Source organism: Methylorubrum subtropicum, from assembly GCF_038442325.1.
GTDB lineage: Bacteria > Pseudomonadota > Alphaproteobacteria > Rhizobiales > Beijerinckiaceae > Methylobacterium > Methylobacterium subtropicum.
Genome location: NZ_JBBXMW010000010.1, coordinates 145,957 through 168,840 on the forward strand (window position 1 = coordinate 145,957; position 22,884 = coordinate 168,840).

Genomic DNA, 22,884 nt, shown 5'->3' on the forward strand with positions numbered 1-22,884 from the left:
TCTACAGGGTAGCCGCTACGGCTAGTGCCGGTGCGGCGGGCACCTCCGCCTTCGGCACGGCGCCCGCCCGATGCCGGAAATCGGGAATCGCCTCCTCGAACACCGCCTCGGCCGCAGCCCGGTCGCCGGTCTCCACGGCGGCGTGCAGGCGACGAATCCAGCCCTCCAGCACGGTGCGGTCGGCGAAGACGGGCTTGGCCGCCATCACCCCGTCGATGCCGTCGAGCTGGACCCGCGGCTCCTCGCGGGCGAACAGAATTTCGTTGAGGCGCTCGCCCGGCCGCGCGCCGGTGACCTGGATCTCGATGTCCTCGCCGGGCTCGAAGCCGGCGAGCCGGATCATCCGCTCGGCGAGTTCGCGGATGCGCACCGGCTGGCCCATCTTGAGGACGTAGACCGCCGCGCGCTGCTCGCCGGTGGCGCCGCGGCCTTCCGCGTCGGCGTGGGAGGCCGCGGTCAGCACGAGGTCGGAGGCCTCGCGCACGGTCATGAAGTAGCGCACCATCTCCGGGTGGGTGACGGTGACCGGCCCGCCGCGGGCGATCTGCGCCTTGAACACCGGCACCACCGAGCCGGCCGAGCCCAGCACGTTGCCGAAGCGCACGGCGATGAGGCGGGTGGCCTGCGCGCCGGACTGCTCGGCGTCCAGCGCCTGCGCCACCATCTCGGCGAAGCGCTTGGTGACGCCGAGCTGCGACACCGGCTCGATCGCCTTGTCGGTCGAGATCATCACCAGCGCCCGCGCCCCCGCGGCCACCGTCGCCTCGGCCACGTTGATCGAGCCGAACACGTTGGTCTTGATGCCCTCGGCCCAGTCGCGCTCCAGATACGGCACCTGCTTGAGCGCGGCGGCGTGAAACACGTGGGTCGGCCGGAACGCGGCGATGACCGCCGACAGCCGCTCGCGGTCGCGGATGTCGGCAATCGTGCCCTGCACGTCGGCCTCGGCCTGGAGCAGGGTCGGGCTGTTGAGGACGCCGTGGAGCGCCGGCTCCGAATTCTCGATGACGAGGAGCGCCGAGGCACCGAAGGCGACCGCGCGGGCGCAGATCTCCGAGCCGATGGAGCCGCCGCCGCCCGTCACCACCACGCGGGCGCCGGACAGGAAGCCTTCGAGGCGCGGCCGGTCGATGGCCACCGTCGGCCGCAGCAGCAGGTCCTCGATCTCCAGCGGCGCGAGTTCGGCGTCGCGCATGCCCTCGCCGAGGCTGGTGACGCGGGCGAGCGGCAGCCCCAGGCGCCGGGCGCGGGCGATGAGGTCGTCGGGCTCGGATTCCGGCGCCAGCGCGGAGGGCGTCGCCACGAGGCGGCGCACCGGCAGGCCGCGGTTGGCCAGATCGGCCACCACCTGTTCGAGATCGCGGAAGCCGCCGAGCACGGGCACGCCGCGCATCATCTGCCCGGCCTCGTCGGCCCGCGGTGAGAGGATGCCCTTGGGCGAGAGCCGCTTGACCGAGCCGGATTCGATCGCCCGCAGCACCGTCTCGATGTCGGCGCCGCGCCCGAGCAGCAGCGTCGGCGTGGTCGCCGTCCGCGCGTGGCTCTGCCGGGAGCGGGCGTATTTCAGGTAGCGGAACGCCAGCCGCGGCCCGCCGAGCAGGAAGACCTGCAGCACCCAGTAGAGCAGGATCGCGATCTTGCCGAAGAAGTAGAACCCGTGGAGGTTGGCCGAGACCAGCACGTAGTCGAGCACCAAGAGCGTCAGCGCCATGACGCTGGCGGCCCGCACGATGCCGGCGAGATCGGGCAGCGAGGCGAAGCGCCACTTGGTGCGGTAGAGCTTGAACCACGCGTAGATCAGCCCGGCATAGGCCAGGAACGGCGGCAGCAAGAGCGGCAGCGCGTGCAGGCGCTCGGCCAGCAACTCGCCTTGGAAGCGGAAGACGAAGGTCAGCACCACGGCCGCCGCGGTGGCGGCGAGATCGTGGGCGACCATCACCGCCGTCTTGAGGGTGCGCTTCTGCATGGTGCTTTTGTCGGGGACGCGGGGCGGTATCGGCGCGCCCTCGCCCCGTGTCAACGAGAGGGGTTCAGGCGACCGAGCGCTTGGCCCGCTCAAGCGCCGCGTCGGCTTCGCCCAAGTCCGGGGCGTCGATATGGCGGTAGCGCGCCTGGATCAGGCCGAAGGCTCCGAAGGCGAAGTGGCCCGCGGCCACCACCGCCAGCAGCACCCAGCCGTAGGGCTGGGCGCGCAACGCCGCGAAGGCGCCGGACAGGCCGTGCGCCTCGGACGGCCCCTGCGTCCAGGCCGCGGTGGCGAGGAAGCCCGCGATGAGGAGGAACACCACCGCGCGCGCCGCGTAGCCGAACCGGCCGAGCGGCTTGGCCCAGCGCTCGCTCCCGCCCGGCAGCGACAGCCGGTCGGTCACGTCGCCGGTCCAGGCCTTTTTCGCGTAGGCGAGCCCGGCCGCCGCCACGCCCGCTGCCGCGAGCCCGACGAGCCAGGGCCCGAACGGCTGGCGCAGCAGCCACGCGGTCCAGTCCTGCACGCCGTCGCCGCCGGCCGAGGCCCGGCCGATGCCGAAGGCGAGCCGCCCGGCGGTCAGCGCGAGGCCGGCATAGATGACGGCGCTGATGAGATGCGCTCCGCGCACCGCCAGCGCCTTGGCCGAGTTGCCGCGCCGGTCGGCGTCGGTCACGCCCTCGACGAGACGCCATAGGGCGAAACCCGCGAGCCCGAGCGCGATCAGCCCGACGATGACGGCGCCGAACGGCCCGCCGAGCACCGCCCGCAGCGCGCCCTTGCTATCGCCGGCCGAACCGCCCTGGCCGAGTGCGGCCAGCAGCGCCAGCACGCCGACGACGCAGTAGACGAACCCGCGGGCGCCGAAGCCGAAGCGGGCGAGATGTTCGAGGGCGTTGTCGTCCCGGCTCCAACCCATCCCGGTCGATGCCATCGCGCTTATTCGCGCTCGCGCGCGGGCTTACCCGCCAGCGCCACGTAGAAGCCGAGCCCGTCGCCGGACGGCAGCGTCTGCAGCCGGTCGATCCAGCCGCGGCGCTTGGCCTCGAGCAGCAGCCGCCCGACCGGCTGGAACAGCGTCTCGCCCCCGCCCTCGGGGGGCGCGGCGAGGCGCACCGCCACCGTCTTGCCCTTGGCGAAGCGGCTGCGCTCCAGCATGTCGCCGATGGAGGCCTCCGCCGTCGCCCGGTTGGCCTCGCGCAGGTCGAGCACGGATTCGGCGTCGGTGACGCCGAGGGAGCCGCGCAGCTTGTTGGCATAAAAGTCTTCGAAATGGGGCAAGGGCGGAGCGCTCGCGTCAGAAGTCGATGTCGTCGTAGATGTCGGCAACGGCGAGCCGGCCGCCGAGTTCGGGCAGATCGATGCGCGCGTCGCGCCCCCGGACTTCCTGGGCCCAGGCACCCTGCGCGTCGCGCCGCCAAGCCTCAACGCACGGCGCGTCCTGATCGACCAGCAGAAATGCGTCGAGCGAGGCGATGGTTCGATAGAACGCGGCCTTGGGCCCACGGTCGCGACTCACGGTCGAGGGTGAGACCACTTCGGCCACGAGGATCGGATCGCGGGCGTAGCCGTGGTCCAGCACGGGACCGCAGCGGACCAGCACGTCGGGGATCGGCGCGAACCTGTCCACGGCGTCGCTCAGCACGGCGATGCCGGGGATCGCGCGGCCGCCCTTGGCGCGGGCGAGCGGCGCGAGTTGCCGGAGCAGGTTCATGACGATCATCTGGTGCTGCTCGCCCGGCGGCGGCGCGAGCACGGGTTCGCCGTCGATGAGCTCCCAGCGCTCCTCGTCGGGCCGATCCGCGACCCATACCTGATACTCCGCAACCCCCATGCCGGGGTCGCGCCGAACGGCGAGCGCCATCGAGAGGCCTCCGAGACGAGGCGATGCTAGCACCCGGTTCGGGCGAGGCAAACGCGGGACGGATCAGAGGTCGATCCCGTCGTAGACGTCCGCCACCGCAAGGGCGCCGCCCAGTTCGGGTAGGTCGATCGTCTCGCCGGAGCCGGCGAACCGTAGGGTCCATTCAGCCTCGCGGCGCCAAACCTCAATCCGCTCCTCGTCCGGATAGATCAGCAGGAGCGTCTGAAGGGACGGGACCGATTGGTATAAATCCGCCTTGTATCCGCGGTCGTTGTTCATGGTGGAGGGTGAGAGGACTTCGGCCACGAGCAGCGGATCGCGCACGTAGCCGTCCTTTAGTGCGGCTCCGCAGCGGACCAATGCATCCGGGATCGGCGCGTAGTCGTCGAACGCCTCGCTCAGGACGGCGAGGTTGGACAGGGCCCAGCAGCCCCGCGGGCGGGCGAGGCGACGCAGGGCCGCTTCGAGATTCGAGACGATCTGCTGATGCCGGTAAGCCGGCGGCGCCATCAGCACCGGCGCGCCGTCGATCAACTCCCAGCGCTCGTCCTCGGGCCGAGCGGCGACCCATTCCTTGTATTCCGCGACCCGCATGCGGGTGTCCCGCCGAACCGCCACGGCCATCGCCGATCCTCCGGATGAGCCAGTGGAGGCTAGCAGCCGATCGGGGGGCAGCCAATGCGGGTGCCGACGCTCAGAGGTCGATCCGCTTGTAGACATCCGCCACGGCGAGAAAGCCGCCCAGTTCGGGTAGATCGATCCGCTCGTCGGCTCTGGCGAGCTGCATCGTCCAGCTGGGTCCCCGCCGCCACACTTCGATCCGCGCTTCGTCCTGCTCGATCAGCAGGAGGGTCCGAAGGGACGGGATCGATTGATAGAAGCGCGCCTTGAGCCCGCGGTCGTTGATCAGGGTGGAGGGCGAGAGGACTTCGGCCACCAGCAGCGGATCGTCGGCGTAGCCGTCCGGCAGTTCGGCCCCGCAGCGGACGAGCGCGTCCGGGATCGGCGCGTAGTCATCGAACGCCTCGCTCAGGACGGCGAGGCCGGATTGCGCCCAGCATCCCCGCGGATCGGCGAGGTCGCCGAGCGCCCGAAGGAGGTTGTAGACGATGCGGTGATGACGGTCCTTGGCGGGCGCCATCAGCACCGGCGCGCCGTCGATCAGCTCCCAGCGCTCGCCCTCGGGCCGGGCGGCGACCCATTGCTTGTAGTCCGCGACCCGCATGGGCGGATCGCGGCGGACGGCGACGGCCATCGTGTGAGCCTCCGCATGAAGGCCCTCACCCTAGCATCGCGGGGCCGCCCTGTCGCGGGCGGCCCCCTCATTACCTCAGCGGTGCACGAGCACGTTGCGGAACTGCCAGGGATCGCTCGTGTCGATGTCCTCCGGGAATAGGCCGGGGCGGTCGGTGAGCGGGGTCCAGTCGGTGTACACGCCCACCACCGGGCCGAGATACGGCGTCTGCACTTCGAGGCAGCGGCGGAAGTCGATCTCGTCGGCCTCGACGATGCCGGCCTCCGGGTTCTCCAGCGCCCAGACCATGCCGGCGAGCACGGCCGAGGTCACCTGCAGGCCGGTGGCGTTCTGGTAGGGGGCGACGCGGCGGGTCTCCTCGATGGAGAGCTGCGAGCCGTACCAGTAGGCGTTCTTCCTGTGGCCATAGAGCAGCACGCCGAGCTCGTCGATGCCGTCGACGATCTCGTTCTCGTCGAGGATGTGCTGCGTCTCCTGCACCTTGCCCGCGTTGCCCCACATCTCGTGCAGCGAGAGCACGGCGTCGTTGGCCGGGTGGTAGGCGTAGTGGCAGGTCGGGCGGTAGACCGGCTCGCCGTTCTCGCGCACCGTGTAGTAGTCCGAGATCGAGATCGCCTCGTTGTGGGTGACGAGGAAGCCGAACTGCGCGCCCACCGTCGGCACCCAGGTGCGGACGCGGGTGTCGGCGCCAGGCTGGAGCAGGAAGATCGCGCAACGCGAGCCCTTGGTCTGGCCTTCGGCGTTGTCCGGCTTCCATGTCTCGTGCGTGCCCCAGCCGAGTTCGGCCGGCTGGTTGCCCTCGGACACGAAGCCCTCGACCGACCACGTGTTGACGAACACGCCCATCGGCTTCGGGTGCTTGGCGCGCTGGGTGTCGCGCTCGGCGATGTGGACGCCCTTGACGCCGACCTTGTGCATCAGCGCGGCCCATTCCTCGCGGGTCCTGGGCTCGGGATCGGTGACGCCAGTGTCCTGGGCGATGTTGAGCAGCGCCTGCTTGACGAACCACGACACCATGCCGGGGTTGGCGCCGCAGCACGACACCGCGGTCGGGCCGCCCGGCGCGGCGCGGCGGGCGTCGAGGATGTTTTCGCGGAGCGCATAGTTGGTACGGTCGGCCTGGGTCAGGCCCTTGTCGAAGTAGAAGCCGGCCCAGGGCTCGGCCACCGTGTCGATGTAGAGCGCGCCGAGTTCACGGCAGAGTTCGAGGATGTCGCGCGAGGAGGTGTCGACCGACAGGTTCACGCAGAAGCCCTGGCCGCCGCCCTCGGTCAGCAACGGGGTGAGGACGTCGCGGTAGTTCTCCTTGGTCAGCGCCACCTGCTCGAAGCGCAGGCCGTGCTGATCGGCCAGCGCCTTGTGCGCGTCGGAGGGCTCGACCACCGTGAAGCGGTTCTTGTCGTACTCGAAATGCCGCTCGATCAGGGGAAGCGTGCCGCGACCGATCGAGCCGAAGCCGATCATCACGATCGGGCCGGTGATGCGGCCGTGGACGGGCCAATCCTGCTTCTGACCGTCGGACATGGTGGAACGCTCCTCGTCGGGCTGCTCGGGGTGTGAGAGCGGCGTGAGTGATGCCTGGAAATGACGAGCGGATGACGGTTACGCGCCGCGCGGTCAACCGGGCGAGCCACGAGAGTGTTGCAAAACTGTGAAGGTCTGGAGGCACCGGCATGAGCCCAGCGCAGGCCTGCGGCGGACATCGCGTGGGGCCCACTCGGCCCGGAAGCGCTTACATTGCACTGCAACAAGGGAGCGACGCCCAGGGCCCACCATAAACCAGGGGACCTGATCCATGCTGACCATCCTGACCGCCCAGCCCGTCCACCCCGAGGTCGAGCCGATCGACCGTGATCCGGGCATCATCACCCTCTTCGCCGCCCTTCTGCGCTCCGCCCGCCGGACCAAGGGCGACCGCGCCGGCGAAGGCATCGGCCTGTTCGCCTCGTCCACGGCCTGGCCGCACAACGAGCGCTGATTTCTTTTCGGATGCCACGGCGTGGCCGAGCGATCGGCAACGCCGTAGGTCTATCCAACCCCATCCCCTCATCCTGAGGTGCGCAGCCGAAGGCGGAGCCTCGAAGGAGGGCTCCAGGGATCGCGCACTCCGCTGGAGCCCTCCTTCGAGGCCTCCGCTTCGCTACGGCACCTCAGGATGAGGGTGTGGGTGGGAGAGGCGTCGAAACGCAAAGCGGGCAGGGGAGGCGTCGCCTCCCCTGCCCGCTTTGCGTTTCCGATCAATCCGTAGGCGTCAGCCCAGCTTCACCTGCCAGATCTCCTCGGCGTATTCCCGCATCGAGCGGTCGGAGGAGAACCACGCCATCCGGGCGGTGTTGAGGATGGCGGTGCGCCACCACTGGGCCGGGCGGCGCCACGCGGCGTCGATCTCGCGCTGGACGCGCCAGTAATCGTCGAAATCGACCGTGGTCAGGTAGCGGTCGCGGTGGCGCAGCTCGTCGATGAGCGGCGCGAAGCGGCGCGGCTCGTCGGGCGAGAAGACGCCGCTGCCGATGGCGTCGAGCGCCGCGGCCAGACGCGGCGAGGCCGAGATCGCCTTATTGGCGTAGGCCGGCTCGTCGATGCGGGCGAGCACCCCTTCGGCGTCGAGGCCGAAGATGAAGATGTTCTCCGCGCCGACATGGTCCTTGATCTCGATGTTGGCCCCGTCGAGCGTGCCGATGGTGAGCGCGCCGTTGAGCGCCAGCTTCATGTTGCCGGTGCCCGACGCCTCCATGCCCGCGGTCGAGATCTGCTCCGACAGGTCGGCGGCCGGGATGATCACTTCCGCCAGGCTCACCGAGTAGTTCGGCAGGAACACGACCTTGAGCTTGTTGCCGACATCCGGATCCTCGTTGACGACTTTCGCGATGTCGCCCGCGAGCTTGATGATGAGCTTGGCCTGGACGTAGCTCGGTGCCGCCTTGCCGGCGAAGATCTTGACCCGGGGCGTCCAGTCCTTGTGGGGCGCCTTCTTGATCGCTTGGTAGAGGGCGACCGTCTCGACGAGGTTGAGCAGCTGGCGCTTGTACTCGTGGATGCGCTTGATCTGCACGTCGAACAGGGCGGTCGGATCGACCGCGATGCCGGTGCGCTCGGCGATCACCTGGGCGAGGCGCTTCTTGCGCAGCTTGCGCACCGCCGCGTAGCGGGTGCGGAACTCGGCGTCGTCGGCGTAGGGGACGAGCTTCGTCAGCTCGGTCGGATCGTCGAGCACCCCCGCGCCGATCGTCTCGACGGCGAGCTTGGTCAGTTCCGGGTTGGCGTTGTGCAGCCAGCGGCGGAAGGTGATGCCGTTGGTCTTGTTGACGATCTTTTCCGGCTCGATCTCGTGGAGATCCTTGAACACCGTCGACTTCAACAGGTCGCTGTGCAGCGCCGAGACGCCGTTGACCCGGCGCGAGCCGTGGAAGGCGAGCGGTCCCATGCGCACGCGCCGACCGTGCGACTCGTCGATGAGCGAGACGGCGGCGATGTGGGCCGCGCCGCCCTTGGCGTTCTTGCTCTGCGCTTCGAGGTGCAGCCAGTTGATCAGGTAGATGATCTGCATGTGGCGCGGCAGCAGCCGCTCCATCAGCTCCACCGGCCACGTCTCCAGCGCCTCGGGCAGGAGGGTGTGGTTGGTGTAGTGCAGGGTGTTGGAGGTGATCTGCCACGCGTCCTCCCAGAGGAACTCGTGCTCCTCCAGCAGGATGCGCATCAGCTCCGGCACCGCGATGGCCGGGTGCGTGTCGTTGAGCTGGATCGCGGCGTGGTCGGGCAGCGTGCGTAAGCTGCCGCGCTCGGCCACGTGGCGCCGCACGAGGTCCTGCAGCGAGGCCGAGGTGAAGAAGTATTCCTGGCGCAGGCGCAGTTCCTGCCCCTCGGCCGACGAGTCGCTCGGATAGAGCACCCGCGAGATCGCCTCGGCCCGCGCGCGACCGGCCACCGCGCCGACATGGTCGCCCGCGTTGAAGCGGGCGAGTTCCACGGGGGCGTCCGACTCCGCTTTCCACAGGCGCAGCATGTTGACGTGCTTACCCCGCCAGCCGACCACCGGGATGTCGTAGGCGACCGCGTTGACGGTCTCGGCCGGGTGCCAGTGGCGGCGGATGTGATGGTCGCCGTGGCTCGTCATGGTGACGTGGCCGCCGAAGCCGATCTTGTAGGTCGATTCCTGGCGGGCGAACTCCCACGGGTTGCCCTCGGCGAGCCACGTCTCCGGCGCCTCGCGCTGCCAGCCGTCCTCGAGCGACTGGCGGAAGATGCCGTGATCGTAGCGGATGCCGTAGCCGATCGCCGGGATCGACAGGCTCGCCATGCTCTCCATGAAGCAGGCCGCCAACCGCCCGAGGCCGCCGTTGCCGAGCGCGGCATCGGGCTCGGCCCCCTCGACCTCGCCGAGATCGACGCCGAGGTCGCGCAGCGCCTGCTTGGTGGCCTCGACGAGGCCGAGATTGTTCATCGCGTCCGACAGCAGACGGCCGATGAGGAATTCGAGCGAGAGATAATAGACCCGCTTGTCCGGCACGGTGCCGGCCTGCCCCTCGTGGCAGGCATCGACGATCCGGTCGCGCAGCGCCAAGGCGGTCGCGGCGAACCAGTCGCGGTCGCGCGCGCTCTCCGGCGTCTTGCCGAGCACGTAGATCAGCTTGGCGCGGATGTCCTCGCGCAGCGCCACCACGGGATCGCGGTCGTCGGCGGAGCGCGGCTTCACATATGTGGCTGCGGCCTTCGCCGGTTTCGCGGAAGAAACGGATGCCTCCGCATCGCCGTTCCGGAGAACGGACAAAGCTTCGTTCAGCACTGGACCAACCCCCTTCGTCGCAGCCGATTCGATCGGTGATGTGATCGGACCCTGCCCGCTTCTTGCGGCAGGACGAGGTCCGACAACCCTGCGCCCGCATGGTGTTGCGGATGCAGGGGCTTGTCGAGACACATGCGGGCGGAGATCACCTTTGCAAACGTCGTGCCTGCACGCCTGTGTCCTTGTCGACACAAGGGTCCGGCTCCGCACGGTCCCGAGGCGCCGAAATGCGGCCGCCCGCTTGAAGGCAGCCTGAACGGCCCTACCCCACCCCCGAGAGAAGGCGCGTCGTCGGGCCGGTCCCGAGAAGAGCGCCGAGGAGGTCCGATGGCCGAAGCGATCTGGTGGAAGAGCGGGACCGTCTATCAGGTCTATCCGCGCTCGTTCCAGGACACGAACGGCGACGGCGTCGGCGACCTGCCCGGCATCACGGCGCGGCTCGACCATCTGGCGTGGCTCGGCGTCGATGCGGTGTGGATCTCGCCCTTCTTCCGCTCGCCCATGGCCGATTTCGGCTACGACGTGGCCGATTACTGCGCCGTCGATCCGCTGTTCGGCACGCTCGACGATTTCGACGCGCTGATCGCCGAGGCGCATCGGCGCAAGCTGCGGGTGATCCTCGATTTCGTGCCGAACCACTCCTCGATCGAGCATCCGTGGTTCGCGGAGAGCAGGGCGAGCCGGACTTCGCAAAAGCGCGACTGGTACATCTGGCGCGATCCGAGCCCCGACGGCGGACCGCCGAACAACTGGCTCTCGAATTTCGGCGGCCCGGCCTGGACTAAGGATGAGGCGACCGGTCAATATTACTACCACGCCTTCCTGAGCCAGCAGCCGGACCTGAACTGGCGCAACCCGGCGGTGCGCGCGGCGATGCACGACGTGCTGCGCTTCTGGCTGGAGCGGGGCGTCGACGGCTTCCGCGTCGACGTGATCTGGCACCTGATCAAGGACGAGGGGTTTCGCGACAACCCGGTGAATCCGGACTTCGCGGCCGACCGGCCGGGCATCGAGCGGTTCTCGCAGGTCTATTCCTGCGACCGGCCGGAGGTGATCGAGGTGATCGCGGGCATGCGCAGCGTCCTGCGCGAATACGGCGAGCGGGTGCTGATCGGCGAGATCTACCTGCCGATCGAGCGGCTGGTGGCCTATTACGGCCCCGACCTCACGGCGGCCGACCTGCCGTTCAACTTCCAGCTCCTGGAAACGCCCTGGCGGGCCGACGCGGTGGCGGCGCTGGTGGCCGAGTACGAGGCGGCGCTGCCCGAGGGCGGCTGGCCGAACTGGGTGCTGGGCAACCACGACCGGCCGCGCATCGCCGCCCGCGTCGGCGAGGCGCAGGCGCGGGTCGCCGCGATGCTGCTCCTCACCTTACGCGGCACGCCGACGCTCTATTACGGCGACGAGATCGGCGTCAGTCACGTGCCGATCCCGGCGGACCGGGTGCAGGACCCGTGGGAGAGGAACGAGCCCGGCCACGGCCGCGACCCCGTGCGCACGCCGATGCAGTGGGACGAGGGCGCGAACGCGGGCTTCAGCACCGTGGAACCCTGGCTGCCGCTGACGGCGGATCACGAGCGGCGCAACGTCGATGTCCTGCGCGACGATTCCCGCTCGATCCTGACGCTCTACCGTCGCCTGCTCTCGCTGCGGCGCGATCACCCCGCCCTCTCGGTCGGCGGCTGGCGCGGCCTCCCGCTCGCACCGGATCTGGCCGCGGAGGTGTTCGCCTACGAGCGGCTCGAGGGTGCCGAAACCTTGCGCATCCTGCTCAATTTCGGAGGCGCCGAGCACGCGGTGCCGCTCGACGGCGGGCGGGACTGGACGGTCCTGCTCTCGACCCGTCCGGGCCGGGCGGGCGAGACCGCCCGCGCGGCGCTGACGCTGGCACCGGACGAGGGCGTGGTGCTGCGCGCCGATCCGTCCAGATGAGGCGGCACGCGCCCGGCGCATGCGCGCCATGATGCAACGGCGTGCACTCGGCCAACAATCTTCATCTGAACATGGCCTGAATTGTGCGATGCAACGGAACAAGGTGCCTTCCGGAGCATTGTGATGCTGAGCGCGGCGGTAACGGCCCACACGGTCCGGATGCGGCGTGAAGGGCGTAAGGGCGAGTCCATGGCATACGTCGATCTCGGTGAGCTGCCGGCTGCCGAGGTAACGCCGTTCCCGTCCTTCGCACCTGCACCACAGACCGACCACTCCCTCCTTCCCCGCATCCTGTTCGCCACCCCCGAGATGGCGGATTTCGTGAAGACCGGCGGCCTCGGCGAGGTCGCGGGTGCGCTGCCGCGCGCGCTGCGGCGCCACTACGATGTGCGCGTGCTGATCCCCGGCTACGCCTCGGTCATCGCCGGCCTGCAGAACTTTTCGACCATCGCCCGGATGGGCGCCTTCGCCGGCGTACCGGCCTGCGAACTCGGCTACGGCACCACGCCGGACGGGCTCGGCGTCTACGCGCTGGTCGCTCCCGACCTGTACGAGCGCGACGGCACGCCCTACGGCGACGCCGAGGGCGATTTCGGCGACAACGACATCCGCTTCGCCCGGCTCGGCCGCGCGGCGGCCGAACTCGCCGCCGGGCTCGACCCGTTCTGGTCGGCCGACCTGCTGCATCTCAACGACTGGCAGACGGCGCTGGCCCCGGCCTACATGGCATGGCTCGGCATCCGCCGCCCGAGCGTGCTGACGATCCACAACCTCGCCTATCAGGGCCTGTTTCCGCGCGACAACCTCGGGCGGATCGGCGCGCCGGACTACGCCTTCCAGATGGACGGCGTGGAATTCTACGGCCAGCTCTCGTTCCTGAAGGCCGGGCTCTACCACGCCTCGCACGTCACCACGGTGAGCGACACCTACGCCCGCGAGATCACCACGGCCGAGGGCGGCTGCGGTCTCGACGGCCTGCTGCGCACCCGCGCCGCGCAGGGGCGCCTCACCGGCATCCTCAACGGCATCGACGAGAGCTGGGATCCGCGCACCGACCCGCATCTCGCCACGCCCTTCGAGGCCGACGACTGGAAGGGCAAGCGTGCCAACGCCGACGAGGTGCGCAAAGCTTTCGGCATGGCGGTCTCGCGCGGGCCGCTCTTCGCCATCGTCTCCCGCCTCGTCCACCAGAAGGGCATCGACCTCAGCTTGGCTGCCGCCGAATCCATCGTCGCCGAGGGCGGACAGCTCGTCGTCATCGGCCAGGGCGAGGGCCGGTTCGAGGAGGCGCTGCGCGACCTCGCCGGGCGCCACCCCGACAACGTCGGCGTCCATGTGGGTTTTCGCGAAACCGAGGCGCGAAGAATCTTCGCCGGCAGCGACTTCCTGCTGATGCCGTCGCGCTTCGAGCCCTGCGGGCTCGCCCAGATGTACGCCCAGCGCTTCGGCTCCCTGCCGATCGTGCGCCGCACCGGCGGCCTCAACGACACCGTCGAGGACGGCGTGACCGGCTTCACCTTCGCCGACGCCTCGCCCCGCGGCCTGAATTCGGCGATCCGGCGCGCCTTCGAGACCTTCGGCCAGAAGAAGCGCCTCAACGCCATGCGCCGCACCGCGATGTCGCGCGAGTTCGGCTGGGACCGCGCCGCGCTCAACTATTGCGGCCTCTATTCCCGCGCCTTCGGCAACAACGCCGCCCGGCGCTGGAAGGCGGCCTGATCATCGCCACCTGCGCAACGGAGCGGCGTCTGCCGCGTTGAGCGGCCATGGATGCAATGGTGGCGGTCCCGCGCAGCAATCCTCTGATCCGCAAGCTGCGGCACGGCGTCGATCTCGATGACGGCGACCGCTCGCTCCTCGCCGGGATGTTCCGACCGGGGCGCACCCTGGAGCCGCAGCAGGACATCGTCCGCGCGGGCGAGCCGGCACCGGGCGTCCACCTCGTCGTCGAGGGCTTCGCCTTCCGCTACAAGCTCGTCGGCGACGGGCGCCGCCAGATCCTCGGCCTGCTCCTGCCGGGCGATTTCTGCGATCTGCAATCGATCGTGCTCGGCCCCTCCGACCACTACATCGCCGCGCTGACCCCCTGCACCGTCGCCGACGTGCCGCAGGACCGGATCGACGCCCTCGTCTTCCGCGATTCGCGCATCGCCCGTGCCCTGTGGTGGGCGACGCTCGTCGATGAGAGCATCGTGCGCGAATGGCTCGCCAATATGGGCCAGCGCGCCGCCGACCGGCGCATCGCCCACTTGTTCTGCGAGTTGTTGCTGCGCCAGCAAATCGTCGCCGCCGCCGGCTCCAACGACTGCGCCATGCCGATGACCCAGCCGATGCTGGCCGACATCCTCGGCATCACCACGATCCACGTCAGCCGCGTCCTGCGCGACCTGCGCGAGCAGAATCTGGTCCGGCTCCAGGACCGGCGGCTGCACGTGCCCGACGTGGCCCGCCTCCACGCCTTCTGCGACTTCGACCCGACCTACCTCCACCTGCTGCGCCAACCCGGCGAGGCGGACGCGATGGAGGCGAGCGCGGCGGGCCGGGGCCGGTCGTGATCCAGGACGGTCCGTCCCACCCACTCCCCTCATCCTGAGTGCCGCGAAGCGGCCTCGAAGGAGGGCTCCAGAAGTCTCAGCGATCCCTGGAGCCCTCCTTCGAGGCCTGCGCTTCGCTTCGGCACCTCAGGATGAGGGGGATGGGTGGGACGGCGGCAGCCCACCCGACCAGAAACCCCTGCCCTGATCCCGGCGCAGGCCAGCCCCTCCGGTGAGACGGCTACACGACCGGCAAAATCCTGCCGATTCTCCCCGCGTTTTTCAGGCCCTCGCTCGGGGCCGCGCACAGGCTGGCCCCATGGCGTTTCACGATCCCGTCCCGCCGATCGCGCTGAACGACGGGCACACGATCCCTCAGCTCGGCTTCGGCGTGTACCGGCTGGAGGACGCGCAGGCGCCGGCCATGGTCGGCACCGCGCTCGGCAGCGGCTACCGCTCGGTCGACACCGCGTCGGTCTACGGCAACGAGGCCGGCGTCGGGCGCGCCTTGCGCGAGACCACGGTCCAGCGCGCCGACGTGTTCGTGACGACCAAGCTGTGGAACGACGACCAGGGCTACGACGCCACCCTGCGGGCGTTCGAGGCGAGCTTGGCGCGCCTCGCGGTCGAGCAGGTCGATCTCTACCTGATCCACTGGCCCTGCCCGGCCCGCGGGCTCTATCTCGACAGCTGGCGCGCCCTGATCCGCCTGCGCGAGGAGGGCCGCGCCCGCTCCATCGGCGTGTCGAACTTCACCGAATCCCAGCTCGACCGGCTCGTCTCTGAGACCGGCGTGACGCCCGCCCTCAACCAGATCGAGCTGCATCCCCGCTTCCAGCAGCGACGTTTGCGCGAGGCGCATGCCCGGCTCGGCATCGTCACCGAGGCCTGGAGCCCGCTGGGCAAGGCGCAGATCCTCGACGATCCGATCATCACCCGCATCGCCGGCAGGCTGGGGCGCAACCCAGCCCAGATCGTGCTGCGCTGGCACGTCGAATGCGGCTTCGTCGCAATCCCGAAATCCGCCACGCCCACGCGGATCAGCGAGAACCTCGACGTGTTCGGCTTTTCGCTCACCGAGGACGACCACGCGGCCATCGCCGGGCTCGACCGGGCGGACGGGCGGATCGGGCCGGACCCGGCGACGCTGCAGTAGCCCCCCGTCACTCCGGGGCTCGCCGCAGGCGAGAACCCGGACCCGAAGGGGCGCGCCGGAGGCGTGCAATCCACCCGTGATGCGGGATGCCCGGTTGAAGTCGAACCGTCGCGGCCAGTCGTGGATTCCGGGTTCGCTTCGCGCCCCGGAATGACGGGGGTTGGGAGGATACGGCGCGTCGAAGATCGACGGCACCCGAAGCAGGCGGCCCCTACCCCGCCAGCGGCAGCGGCTTCACCGCCGCCAGCTCCGTCCCGCCCTTGCGCTCCAGCAGGCCCGGCGGCGGGACCGGTGCCTCGATGGTGCAGACCACGCCGTCGGGCTCGTAGAGCAGTTCGACCGTGCCGGCGAGTTCGCGGGCGAGGCTGCGCTCGATCAGGCGCGAGCCGAAACCGCGGCGGGTCGGCGGCGTCACGGGCGGGCCGCCGGCCTCGCTCCAGCGCAGCGACAGGCGCAGTTCGGGCTTGCGCTGCACCGTCCACGTGATCGTCACGACGCCGCCCTCTTTCGAGAGCGCCCCGTACTTGACCGCGTTGGTGCCGAGTTCATGGAGCGCCATGGCGATGGAGAGCGCGAGCCGCGGCGCGAGGCGCAGGCGCGGGCCAGAGACGGAAAAGCGCGGCGTCTGCCCGTCGCCGGCCTCCAGCGGGCGGATCGCGTCGGCCACCACGGTCTTCAGCTCGGCGCCGTCCCAGCTCTCGCGGGTCAGCACATCGTGGGCGCGGGCGAGCGCCAGCAGACGCGCCTCGAAGGCGGCGCGGGCAGTGTCCGCCTCCTCGCCTTCCAGGCCGCGCAGCGACTGCATCGCGATCGACTGCACGGTGGCGAGCGTGTTCTTCACCCGGTGGTTCAGCTCGTTGATGAGGAGCCGCAGGTGCTCCTCGGCGCGTTTGGCGTCGGTGACGTCGACGCTGCATCCGGTGAAGCCGAGGAAGGTGCCGTGGTCGTCGAGGCGCGGCACGCCCTCGCAGCGCAGCCAGCGCACCTCGCCGGCCCGGTCCACCACCCGCATCTCGGCCCGGAACGGGCGGCGGCTCTCGAACGCCTCCTCGAAGGTCGAGAGGAACAGCGGCAGGTCCGGCGGATGGACGATCGTTTCCCAGCCCGATCCCGACATCTCGGCCGCCGGGCGGCCGAACAGGTGGTCGAAATGCATGTTGGCGAAGGTGACCTGGGCGGTCTCGTCGGTCATCCAGATGAGCGCCGGCGCGGAATCGGCCATGTGGCGGAAGCGCGCCTCGCTCTCCTTCAACGCCGAGAGGCCGCGCTGGGTCTCGGCCAGCGCCCGGTCGCGCTCCTCGCTGCGGGTGCGTAGCCGCAGGGAGGCTTCCGAGAGCACGTCGCCGAGGCGGCGGATCTCGTGGATCGGCGAGGCGATGCGCGGGATCGCCTGTCCGCGGGCGAGCGCGGGACCGGACGCCGCGAGCTGGCGCAGGGGCTTCGACACCCGCGACCACAGATGCACCGCGAGCACCGAGGAGGTCGCGAGCACGAGCAGGCCGAAGCCGCCGAAGGCCCAGAGCCAGCGGTGCAGCCGCTCGTCCACGAGTTCGCGCGGGATGCTGGCAGCCGCCGTCCAGCCGTTGAGCCGCGAGCGCGCCTCGACCACGGTGACGGGTTTGAAGGCGCGGTCGCGCCCCTCCCACACGCCGGGCGTGCCGGTGGCCTTCTGGCGGAGCGTGGCGAGGCGCGGGCGCCCGACCACGCCGGGGAGTTCGGGCAGGCGGGCCAAGACCACGCCGTCCCGGTCGGACACGCCCGAGACCCAGCCCCGCACCTGCTCGCGGGCCAGAATCCCCTCGATGCGGCTGACCGGCACGGTGAAGCTGAGGATGTAGGTGACCGCGTCCTCGATCCGCACCGGCACGGCCACCGCGTAGCTCGCCTGATCGGGCGTGGCGCCCGCAAGATAACCCGTGACCATTGAGCGCTGGCCGCTGGCGCGCAGCTCGTGGTCCACCGGCAGCGTCGTGACCGGCAGCGGCGCGCCGGGGCGGAGCGCCGTGTTGACGATCTGCTGCCCGTCGAGACGGCGCAGCACGATGTCCAGGCCGGTGGCGTCGCGCACCAGCCGCGCCTGGTTCTCGAAATTGAGGAACTCGCCGTCCTTGAGCCGCGGCGAGGTCGCCAGCGTCTGCAGCACCGAGACGAGGCCGGCGGTGTCGCGGTCGATCGACAGCGCGATGCCGCGCACGTTCTCGCGCGCGTCCTGCTCGAAGCGGGCGCGCTCGGTCGAGGCGTAGCGGGCGAGCAGGATCGCGGTGAAGATCAGGCCGGGACCGATCAGCGCGATCACCAGCATGACGAGGTAGAATTGCGTCGAGAAGCCGCGCTGGCCGAGCCGGGTCAGCAGGCGCCGCAGCGGCGCGTCCCGCGGCTCGCGCGGTGAGGCGGACGGGCTGGCGGCCGGCATCGCGGGCGCGGACACGCCCGTAGACGGCTCGGCCTCGGCGCGGGTCTCAGGATCGCTGCGCAGCACGATCGACATGCCCGAGGTCGCGGCCCGGATCGAGCCGGTCGCGCACCCGCTGCTTGAGGGTCTTCACGTCGGGGAATCCACCGTCGCGCACCCGCTCCCAGATCGTCTCGCCCTCGAGTTCGATCGAGAAGGCGCCGCCGGTGGCGGGCCGCAGCGCCACCTCTCCGAGGTCGTCGCGGAAGGTCGAGAGCAGCTCCTGTGCCATCCAGGCGGCGCGCAGCAGCCACTGGCACTGGGTGCAGTAGGTGATCGCGATCCGCGGCCGGGTGGGGGGCGGCGATGGGGTGGGGGCGTCGGAAGCCTCGTCCATGGCCCGCACAGCGGCCCTATCGGCCCGGCCTTGTCAACCGTTCGACGCTGTTCGCGCGGGGTTCGGTACGCAGGATGATGCAGGATGACCGGTCCTTCGTTCCACCACCCCCGTCATTCCGGGGCCGCGAAGCGGAACCCGGAATCCACCCGTGATGCAACGTAAGGCCACCGTCGTGCCCAGTCGTGGATTCCGGGTTCGCTTCGCGCCCCGGAATGACGGCGGGGGTGAAACGGCGAGCCGAAAGCCCCTCTCTCCCCCGAACTTCACCGCCCCGCCTTCCCGCGGCGGCCCGCCGCACCTATCTCACTCTCCGACAAAAGCCCCGCTTCGGAGACACGTTGCCCATGTCCGTCAGCCTCCAGCCCCCCGTGGCGCTGCGCGCGCCCGTGCTCGGCCGGATCGCCAGCGCGTTCGCCGCCCTGTGGCTGGCGCTCTGCCTGTCGGGCTGCGGCGCGATCAACCGGGTGCCGAGCCTGGAGGAGCAGGCGAAGTCCTCGTGGAGCGAGGTGCAGAACCAGTACCAGCGCCGGGCCGACCTGATCCCCAACCTCGTCGAGACGGTGAAGGGCTACGCCAAGCAGGAGCAGGAGACGCTGACCAAGGTGACGGAAGCCCGCGCCAAGGCGACCAGCGTGCAGGTCGATGCCTCGACAGTGAGCGACCCGGAAAAGTTCAAGCAGTTCCAGGACGCGCAGAACCAGCTCTCGGGCGCGCTCGGGCGCCTGCTCGCCTCGGTCGAGGCCTATCCGGACCTCAAGTCGAACCAGAATTTTTTGGCGCTGCAATCGCAGCTGGAGGGCACCGAGAACCGCATCGCGGTGGCGCGGCGCGACTACATCCAGGCGGTCCAGGCCTACAACACCGAGATCCGCACGATTCCGGGCCGCTGGATCGCCTCGTGGTTCTACCCTGAAGCCAAGCCCATGGAGACCTTCACTTCGACGCCGGGCTCGGAGCGCGCGCCGAACGTGAAGTTCTAGCCGCGGTCAGCGGGTGATCCCGCGCACGAAAAACACCTTTGCCCGACTGGCGGCGGCGCTCGCCGTCCTGCTGCTGGCCTTGGGCACGGCCTTCGCCGCCGAGCCCGATCTGCCGAAGCTCACCGGCCGCATCGTCGACGGCGCGAACATCCTCTCGCCCGAGGCCGAGGCGAAGATCGACGCCAAGCTGAAGGCGCACGAGGACAAGTCGGGCGATCAGGTCGCGGTCGCCACCGTGCCCTCGCTCCAGGGCCTCACCGTCGAGGATTTCGCCAACCGCCTGTTCCGGGCGTGGAAGCTCGGGCAGGCCAAGACCAACAACGGCGTGCTCCTCCTCGTGGCGCCGACCGAGCGCAAGGTCCGCATCGAGGTCGGCTACGGGTTGGAGGGTGCGCTCACCGACGCGCTCACCAAGGTCATCATCACCACCGCGATCACGCCTCGGTTCAAGCAGGGCGACTTTTCCGGCGGGGTCGAGGCCGGGGCCGACGCGATCCTGTCGATCCTGTCGGGCGACGCCGAGGAATGGCAGCGCCGCGCCCCGGTGCGCGAGGATTCGGTCGATCCCGTCACGGTCGGGTTCTGGATCCTCGTCATCGTCGTGCTGGTGCTCGTCATGGCCCGGATGAATTCCGGCGGGCGGCGCGGGCGCGGCGGCGGCATCGTCGTCATCCCGACCTCATCCGGCGGCTGGGGTGGCGGCTTCTCCGATGGCGGGTTTTCGGGCGGCGGCGGGTTCTCCGGCGGGGGCGGCTCGTCGGGCGGCGGGGGAGCCTCCGGTGACTGGTAGCGCGGACATCCTCTCCGAGGCGGAGCGTGCGCGGATCGCTCAGGCCATCGGCCAGGCGGAGGCCGGAACCGCGGGCGAGATCGTGGTGCTGGTGGCCGCCCGCGCCGGGCTCTACCGCTCGCCCGCTCTCGCCCTGGCGCTGGCGGTCGCCCTGGCCCTGCCCTGGCCGCTGATCCTGCTGACCCACCTGTCGGCCGCCGAGATCGCCCTGGCCCAGGCCGGCGGCGTGCTCGTGGCGCTCGCCGCCACGCTGAACGACCGGGTGCGGATCGCCCTGACGCCGCGCCCCTGGCGCCACGAGCGCGCCCGAACTGCGGCCCGCCACGAATTCGTCGCCCACGGGATGACCGCCACGCGCGGGCGCACCGGCGTGCTGATCTACGTCGCGCTCGCCGAGCGCTACGCCGAGATCGTCGCGGATTCCGCAGTGCGCGCCCGCATCCCCGACGGCGAGTGGCGCACCGTGCTGGCCGATCTCCTCGCGGCGGCCGGGCGCGGCGAACTTGGGCCCGGTCTCGTGGCGGCGGTGGAGTGGGTCGGTGGCGTGCTGGAGGCGGCGCTGCCCGAGGACGGGACCGGCAACGAACTGCCCAATCGCGTCATCGTGCTGGAGTGAGACGGATGACACGCAAGAGCAGGACGTGCCTCACCGGTTGATGGATCGCCGCGTGTGTAGCCTCTGCAACTGGCCCTCGCGAAAAAATTAAGCCAAACAGGGCCCCTCAAGGCCGCCTGCATCAAGAATGCGGCCATCACGGAGCGAGGCGTCAGATGGGCGCGGTACAGAAACACGGGCCCTGGGCCCTGGTCGGCGCGTTGGGGGCGGCGGCGCTCGCCATCGTCGCCACGCAGCGCGGGGAATCGATCAACGCGCTGTGGGTGGTGGTGGCCGCGGTCTGCGTCTACCTGATCGCCTACCGCTATTATTCGCTCTACATCGCCGACAAGGTAATGCGCCTCGATCCGAAGCGCGAGACCCCGGCCCACCGCCACAACGACGGCCTCGACTACGTCCCCACCAACAAGACCGTGCTGTTCGGCCACCACTTCGCGGCGATCGCGGGCGCGGGCCCGCTGGTCGGCCCGGTGCTCGCTGCGCAGATGGGCTACCTGCCCGGCATGCTGTGGATCCTCTCGGGCGTGGTGCTCGCGGGCGCGGTGCAGGACTTCATGGTCCTGTTCATCTCGATGCGCCGCGACGGGCGCTCGCTCGGCGAGCTGATTCGCGCCGAACTCGGCGTCATCCCCGGCGTCATCGCCCTGTTCGGCACCTTCATGATCATGGTGATCCTGCTGGCGGTGCTGGCGATGATCGTCGTCAAGGCGCTGGCCGAGAGCCCGTGGGGCACCTTCACGGTCGCCGCCACGATCCCGATCGCGATCCTGATGGGCCTCTATGCGCGCTACGTCCGCCCGGGCAAGATCGGCGAGGTCTCGGTCATCGGCTTCGTCCTGCTCATGGCCGCGATCATCGGCGGCGGGCAGATCAACGAGCACCCGGTCTGGGGCCCGGCCTTCACCTTCACCGGCACCCAGCTCACGTGGATGCTGATCGGCTACGGCTTCGTCGCCGCGATCCTGCCGGTCTGGCTGCTACTCGCCCCGCGCGACTACCTCTCGACCTTCCTCAAGATCGGCACCATCATCGGTCTGGCGCTCGGCATCGTCGTCGTCGCCCCGCACATGCAGATGCCGGCGATGACGAAGTTCGTCGACGGCACCGGCCCGGTCTGGGCGGGCTCGCTGTTCCCGTTCCTGTTCATCACCATCGCCTGCGGCGCGGTCTCGGGCTTCCACGCCCTGATCTCGTCGGGCACCACGCCGAAGCTCGTCGACAACGAGATGGACACCCGCTTCATCGGCTACGGCGGCATGCTGATGGAGAGCTTCGTCGCGATCATGGCGCTCGTCGCCGCGAGCGTGATCGATCCGGGCATCTACTTCACCATGAACTCGCCGGGCGCGCTGCTCGGCACCACGCCCGAGACCGCGGCGGCCGCCGTGACGACCAAGCTCGGCTTCCCGATCGCCGCCGAGACCATCGCCCAGACCGCCAAGGACGTCGGCGAGCACTCGATCATCTCGCGCGTCGGCGGCGCCCCGACGCTGGCGGTGGGCATGGCTCACATCATCTCGTCGGCCATCGGCGGCAAGGCGATGATGGCCTTCTGGTACCACTTCGCGATCCTGTTCGAGGCGCTGTTCATCCTCACCGCGGTGGATGCCGGCACGCGCGCCGGGCGCTTCATGCTGCAGGACCTGCTCGGCCTCCTCTCGCCGCGCTTCAAGGACACCTCGGCATGGGCCCCGAGCATGGCGGCCACGGCCCTCTGCGTCGCGGCCTGGGGCTACTTCCTCTACCAGGGCGTGACCGATCCGCTCGGCGGCATCTACACCCTGTGGCCGCTGTTCGGCATCTCGAACCAGATGCTGGCGGCGGTGGCGCTGACGCTCGCCACCGTGGTGATCTTCAAGATGAAGCGCGAGCGCTACGCCTTCGTCACGATCATCCCGACGGTGTGGCTGTGCATCTGCACCCTCACGGCCGGCTGGCAGAAGATCTTCTCCCCCGACCCGAAGATCGGCTTCCTCAGCCACGCCGACCGCTTCTCGGCGGCCATCGCCGAGGGCAAGGTGCTGGCGCCGGCCAAAAGCATGGACGACATGCACAAGATCGTCTTCAACGACCGCATCGACGCGGTGCTCGCCGTGTTCTTCGTCTGCCTCGTCGTGGCGATCGTGGTGTTCGGCGTCATGGCCTGCCTGAAGGCGTATCGCAGCGACCGCTGGACGGCGCTGGAGGCCGATCCCAAGCTCGCCCCGGCGGAGTGAGAG

General features: G+C 70.0%; 19 protein-coding genes. 9 read left to right on the plus strand and 10 right to left on the minus strand.

Translation table 11 applies throughout. The features are described 5' to 3' along the window. Position 1 precedes the first annotated feature (1 nt). The 7 genes from AAHG03_RS15520 to AAHG03_RS15550 form a co-directional block, all read right to left on the minus strand. Positions 2-1,966: a polysaccharide biosynthesis protein gene (locus AAHG03_RS15520; protein ID WP_342151586.1), complete on the minus strand. Its 1,965-nt coding sequence runs from the start codon at positions 1,964-1,966 to the stop codon at positions 2-4. Between the two features lie 64 nt (positions 1,967-2,030). Further along, positions 2,031-2,882, minus strand: coding sequence for a DUF1206 domain-containing protein (locus AAHG03_RS15525; RefSeq protein WP_342151655.1), 852 nt, complete (start codon positions 2,880-2,882; stop codon positions 2,031-2,033). Positions 2,883-2,902: 20 nt separating this feature from the next. Continuing rightward, complete coding sequence (locus AAHG03_RS15530; RefSeq protein ID WP_342151587.1) at positions 2,903-3,244, minus strand: hypothetical protein; 342 nt, start codon at positions 3,242-3,244, stop codon at positions 2,903-2,905. A 16-nt stretch (positions 3,245-3,260) separates the two neighbouring features. Further along, on the minus strand, positions 3,261-3,827 hold the full coding sequence (locus AAHG03_RS15535) for a Uma2 family endonuclease (RefSeq protein ID WP_342151588.1): 567 nt from the start codon (positions 3,825-3,827) through the stop codon (positions 3,261-3,263). Between the two features lie 63 nt (positions 3,828-3,890). Continuing rightward, positions 3,891-4,451, minus strand: coding sequence for a Uma2 family endonuclease (locus AAHG03_RS15540; protein WP_342151589.1), 561 nt, complete (start codon positions 4,449-4,451; stop codon positions 3,891-3,893). A 70-nt stretch (positions 4,452-4,521) separates the two neighbouring features. Further along, positions 4,522-5,082 carry a Uma2 family endonuclease gene (locus tag AAHG03_RS15545; RefSeq protein WP_342151590.1) on the minus strand — a complete coding sequence of 187 codons (561 nt, stop codon included), beginning with the start codon at positions 5,080-5,082 and terminating at the stop codon, positions 4,522-4,524. A 75-nt stretch (positions 5,083-5,157) separates the two neighbouring features. Continuing rightward, entirely contained in the window at positions 5,158-6,606 is a 1,449-nt protein-coding gene (locus AAHG03_RS15550) for a homospermidine synthase (RefSeq protein ID WP_342151591.1), read from the minus strand. A gap of 271 nt (positions 6,607-6,877) precedes the next feature. Between AAHG03_RS15550 and AAHG03_RS15555 the strand changes: the two genes are divergently transcribed. Then, positions 6,878-7,060: a hypothetical protein gene (locus AAHG03_RS15555; protein WP_342151592.1), complete on the plus strand. Its 183-nt coding sequence runs from the start codon at positions 6,878-6,880 to the stop codon at positions 7,058-7,060. 273 nt (positions 7,061-7,333) lie between these two features. Here the strand turns inward: AAHG03_RS15555 and AAHG03_RS15560 are convergent, their stop codons facing one another. Next, positions 7,334-9,865: a glycogen/starch/alpha-glucan phosphorylase gene (locus AAHG03_RS15560; protein WP_342151593.1), complete on the minus strand. Its 2,532-nt coding sequence runs from the start codon at positions 9,863-9,865 to the stop codon at positions 7,334-7,336. Between the two features lie 327 nt (positions 9,866-10,192). On the opposite strand from AAHG03_RS15560, the gene AAHG03_RS15565 reads away from it, so the two are divergent. The 4 genes from AAHG03_RS15565 to AAHG03_RS15580 all read left to right on the plus strand — a co-directional run bounded on the left by AAHG03_RS15565 (position 10,193) and on the right by AAHG03_RS15580 (position 15,487). Then, the gene (locus AAHG03_RS15565; protein WP_342151594.1) at positions 10,193-11,797 is read left to right on the plus strand and encodes an alpha-amylase family glycosyl hydrolase; all 1,605 of its coding nucleotides are present in this window, start codon (positions 10,193-10,195) and stop codon (positions 11,795-11,797) included. A gap of 189 nt (positions 11,798-11,986) precedes the next feature. Beyond that, positions 11,987-13,516 carry a glycogen synthase GlgA gene (glgA, locus tag AAHG03_RS15570; RefSeq protein WP_342151595.1) on the plus strand — a complete coding sequence of 510 codons (1,530 nt, stop codon included), beginning with the start codon at positions 11,987-11,989 and terminating at the stop codon, positions 13,514-13,516. A gap of 47 nt (positions 13,517-13,563) precedes the next feature. Then, positions 13,564-14,352, plus strand: a complete 789-nt coding sequence (locus tag AAHG03_RS15575; protein ID WP_342151596.1) for a Crp/Fnr family transcriptional regulator — start codon at positions 13,564-13,566, stop codon at positions 14,350-14,352. 298 nt (positions 14,353-14,650) lie between these two features. Continuing rightward, positions 14,651-15,487 carry an aldo/keto reductase gene (locus tag AAHG03_RS15580; protein ID WP_342151597.1) on the plus strand — a complete coding sequence of 279 codons (837 nt, stop codon included), beginning with the start codon at positions 14,651-14,653 and terminating at the stop codon, positions 15,485-15,487. A gap of 211 nt (positions 15,488-15,698) precedes the next feature. Here AAHG03_RS15580 and AAHG03_RS15585 read toward each other — a convergent pair whose 3' ends face one another. Beyond that, positions 15,699-17,840, minus strand: a complete 2,142-nt coding sequence (locus tag AAHG03_RS15585) for a sensor histidine kinase (RefSeq protein WP_342151656.1) — start codon at positions 17,838-17,840, stop codon at positions 15,699-15,701. A 106-nt stretch (positions 17,841-17,946) separates the two neighbouring features. Continuing rightward, positions 17,947-18,276: an Rdx family protein gene (locus tag AAHG03_RS15590; RefSeq protein WP_342151598.1), complete on the minus strand. Its 330-nt coding sequence runs from the start codon at positions 18,274-18,276 to the stop codon at positions 17,947-17,949. Between the two features lie 347 nt (positions 18,277-18,623). Here AAHG03_RS15590 and AAHG03_RS15595 point away from each other — a divergent pair, with 347 nt between their 5' ends. From AAHG03_RS15595 to AAHG03_RS15610, 4 genes are all read left to right on the plus strand, one after another. Beyond that, the gene (locus tag AAHG03_RS15595) at positions 18,624-19,259 is read left to right on the plus strand and encodes a LemA family protein (RefSeq protein WP_342151599.1); all 636 of its coding nucleotides are present in this window, start codon (positions 18,624-18,626) and stop codon (positions 19,257-19,259) included. Between the two features lie 13 nt (positions 19,260-19,272). Next, on the plus strand, positions 19,273-20,049 hold the full coding sequence (locus AAHG03_RS15600) for a TPM domain-containing protein (RefSeq protein WP_342151600.1): 777 nt from the start codon (positions 19,273-19,275) through the stop codon (positions 20,047-20,049). Then, positions 20,039-20,665 (plus strand): TPM domain-containing protein, encoded by a 627-nt coding sequence (locus tag AAHG03_RS15605; RefSeq protein WP_342151601.1) that lies wholly within the window; start codon positions 20,039-20,041, stop codon positions 20,663-20,665. Before AAHG03_RS15600 ends, AAHG03_RS15605 begins: the two co-directional genes overlap by 11 nt. A gap of 155 nt (positions 20,666-20,820) precedes the next feature. Continuing rightward, a complete protein-coding gene (locus tag AAHG03_RS15610; protein ID WP_342151602.1) occupies positions 20,821-22,881 on the plus strand; it encodes a carbon starvation CstA family protein in 2,061 nt (686 codons plus the stop codon). Positions 22,882-22,884 lie beyond the last annotated feature (3 nt).

Excerpts from the sequence above, each read along its gene's own strand:
- AAHG03_RS15520 (WP_342151586.1), bottom strand. The coding sequence starts at position 1,966 with ATGCAGAAGCGCACCCTCAAGACGGCGGTGATGGTCGCCCACGATCTC.
- AAHG03_RS15575 (WP_342151596.1), top strand. The coding sequence starts at position 13,564 with ATGGATGCAATGGTGGCGGTCCCGCGCAGCAATCCTCTGATCCGCAAG.
- AAHG03_RS15580 (WP_342151597.1), top strand. The coding sequence starts at position 14,651 with ATGGCGTTTCACGATCCCGTCCCGCCGATCGCGCTGAACGACGGGCAC.
- glgA (WP_342151595.1), top strand. The coding sequence starts at position 11,987 with ATGGCATACGTCGATCTCGGTGAGCTGCCGGCTGCCGAGGTAACGCCG.
- AAHG03_RS15565 (WP_342151594.1), top strand. The coding sequence starts at position 10,193 with ATGGCCGAAGCGATCTGGTGGAAGAGCGGGACCGTCTATCAGGTCTAT.
- AAHG03_RS15595 (WP_342151599.1), top strand. The coding sequence starts at position 18,624 with ATGTCCGTCAGCCTCCAGCCCCCCGTGGCGCTGCGCGCGCCCGTGCTC.
- AAHG03_RS15535 (WP_342151588.1), bottom strand. The coding sequence starts at position 3,827 with ATGGCGCTCGCCGTTCGGCGCGACCCCGGCATGGGGGTTGCGGAGTAT.
- AAHG03_RS15550 (WP_342151591.1), bottom strand. The coding sequence starts at position 6,606 with ATGTCCGACGGTCAGAAGCAGGATTGGCCCGTCCACGGCCGCATCACC.
- AAHG03_RS15540 (WP_342151589.1), bottom strand. The coding sequence starts at position 4,451 with ATGGCCGTGGCGGTTCGGCGGGACACCCGCATGCGGGTCGCGGAATAC.
- AAHG03_RS15545 (WP_342151590.1), bottom strand. The coding sequence starts at position 5,082 with ATGGCCGTCGCCGTCCGCCGCGATCCGCCCATGCGGGTCGCGGACTAC.
- AAHG03_RS15555 (WP_342151592.1), top strand. The coding sequence starts at position 6,878 with ATGCTGACCATCCTGACCGCCCAGCCCGTCCACCCCGAGGTCGAGCCG.
- AAHG03_RS15610 (WP_342151602.1), top strand. The coding sequence starts at position 20,821 with ATGGGCGCGGTACAGAAACACGGGCCCTGGGCCCTGGTCGGCGCGTTG.
- AAHG03_RS15525 (WP_342151655.1), bottom strand. The coding sequence starts at position 2,882 with ATGGGTTGGAGCCGGGACGACAACGCCCTCGAACATCTCGCCCGCTTC.
- AAHG03_RS15590 (WP_342151598.1), bottom strand. The coding sequence starts at position 18,276 with ATGGACGAGGCTTCCGACGCCCCCACCCCATCGCCGCCCCCCACCCGG.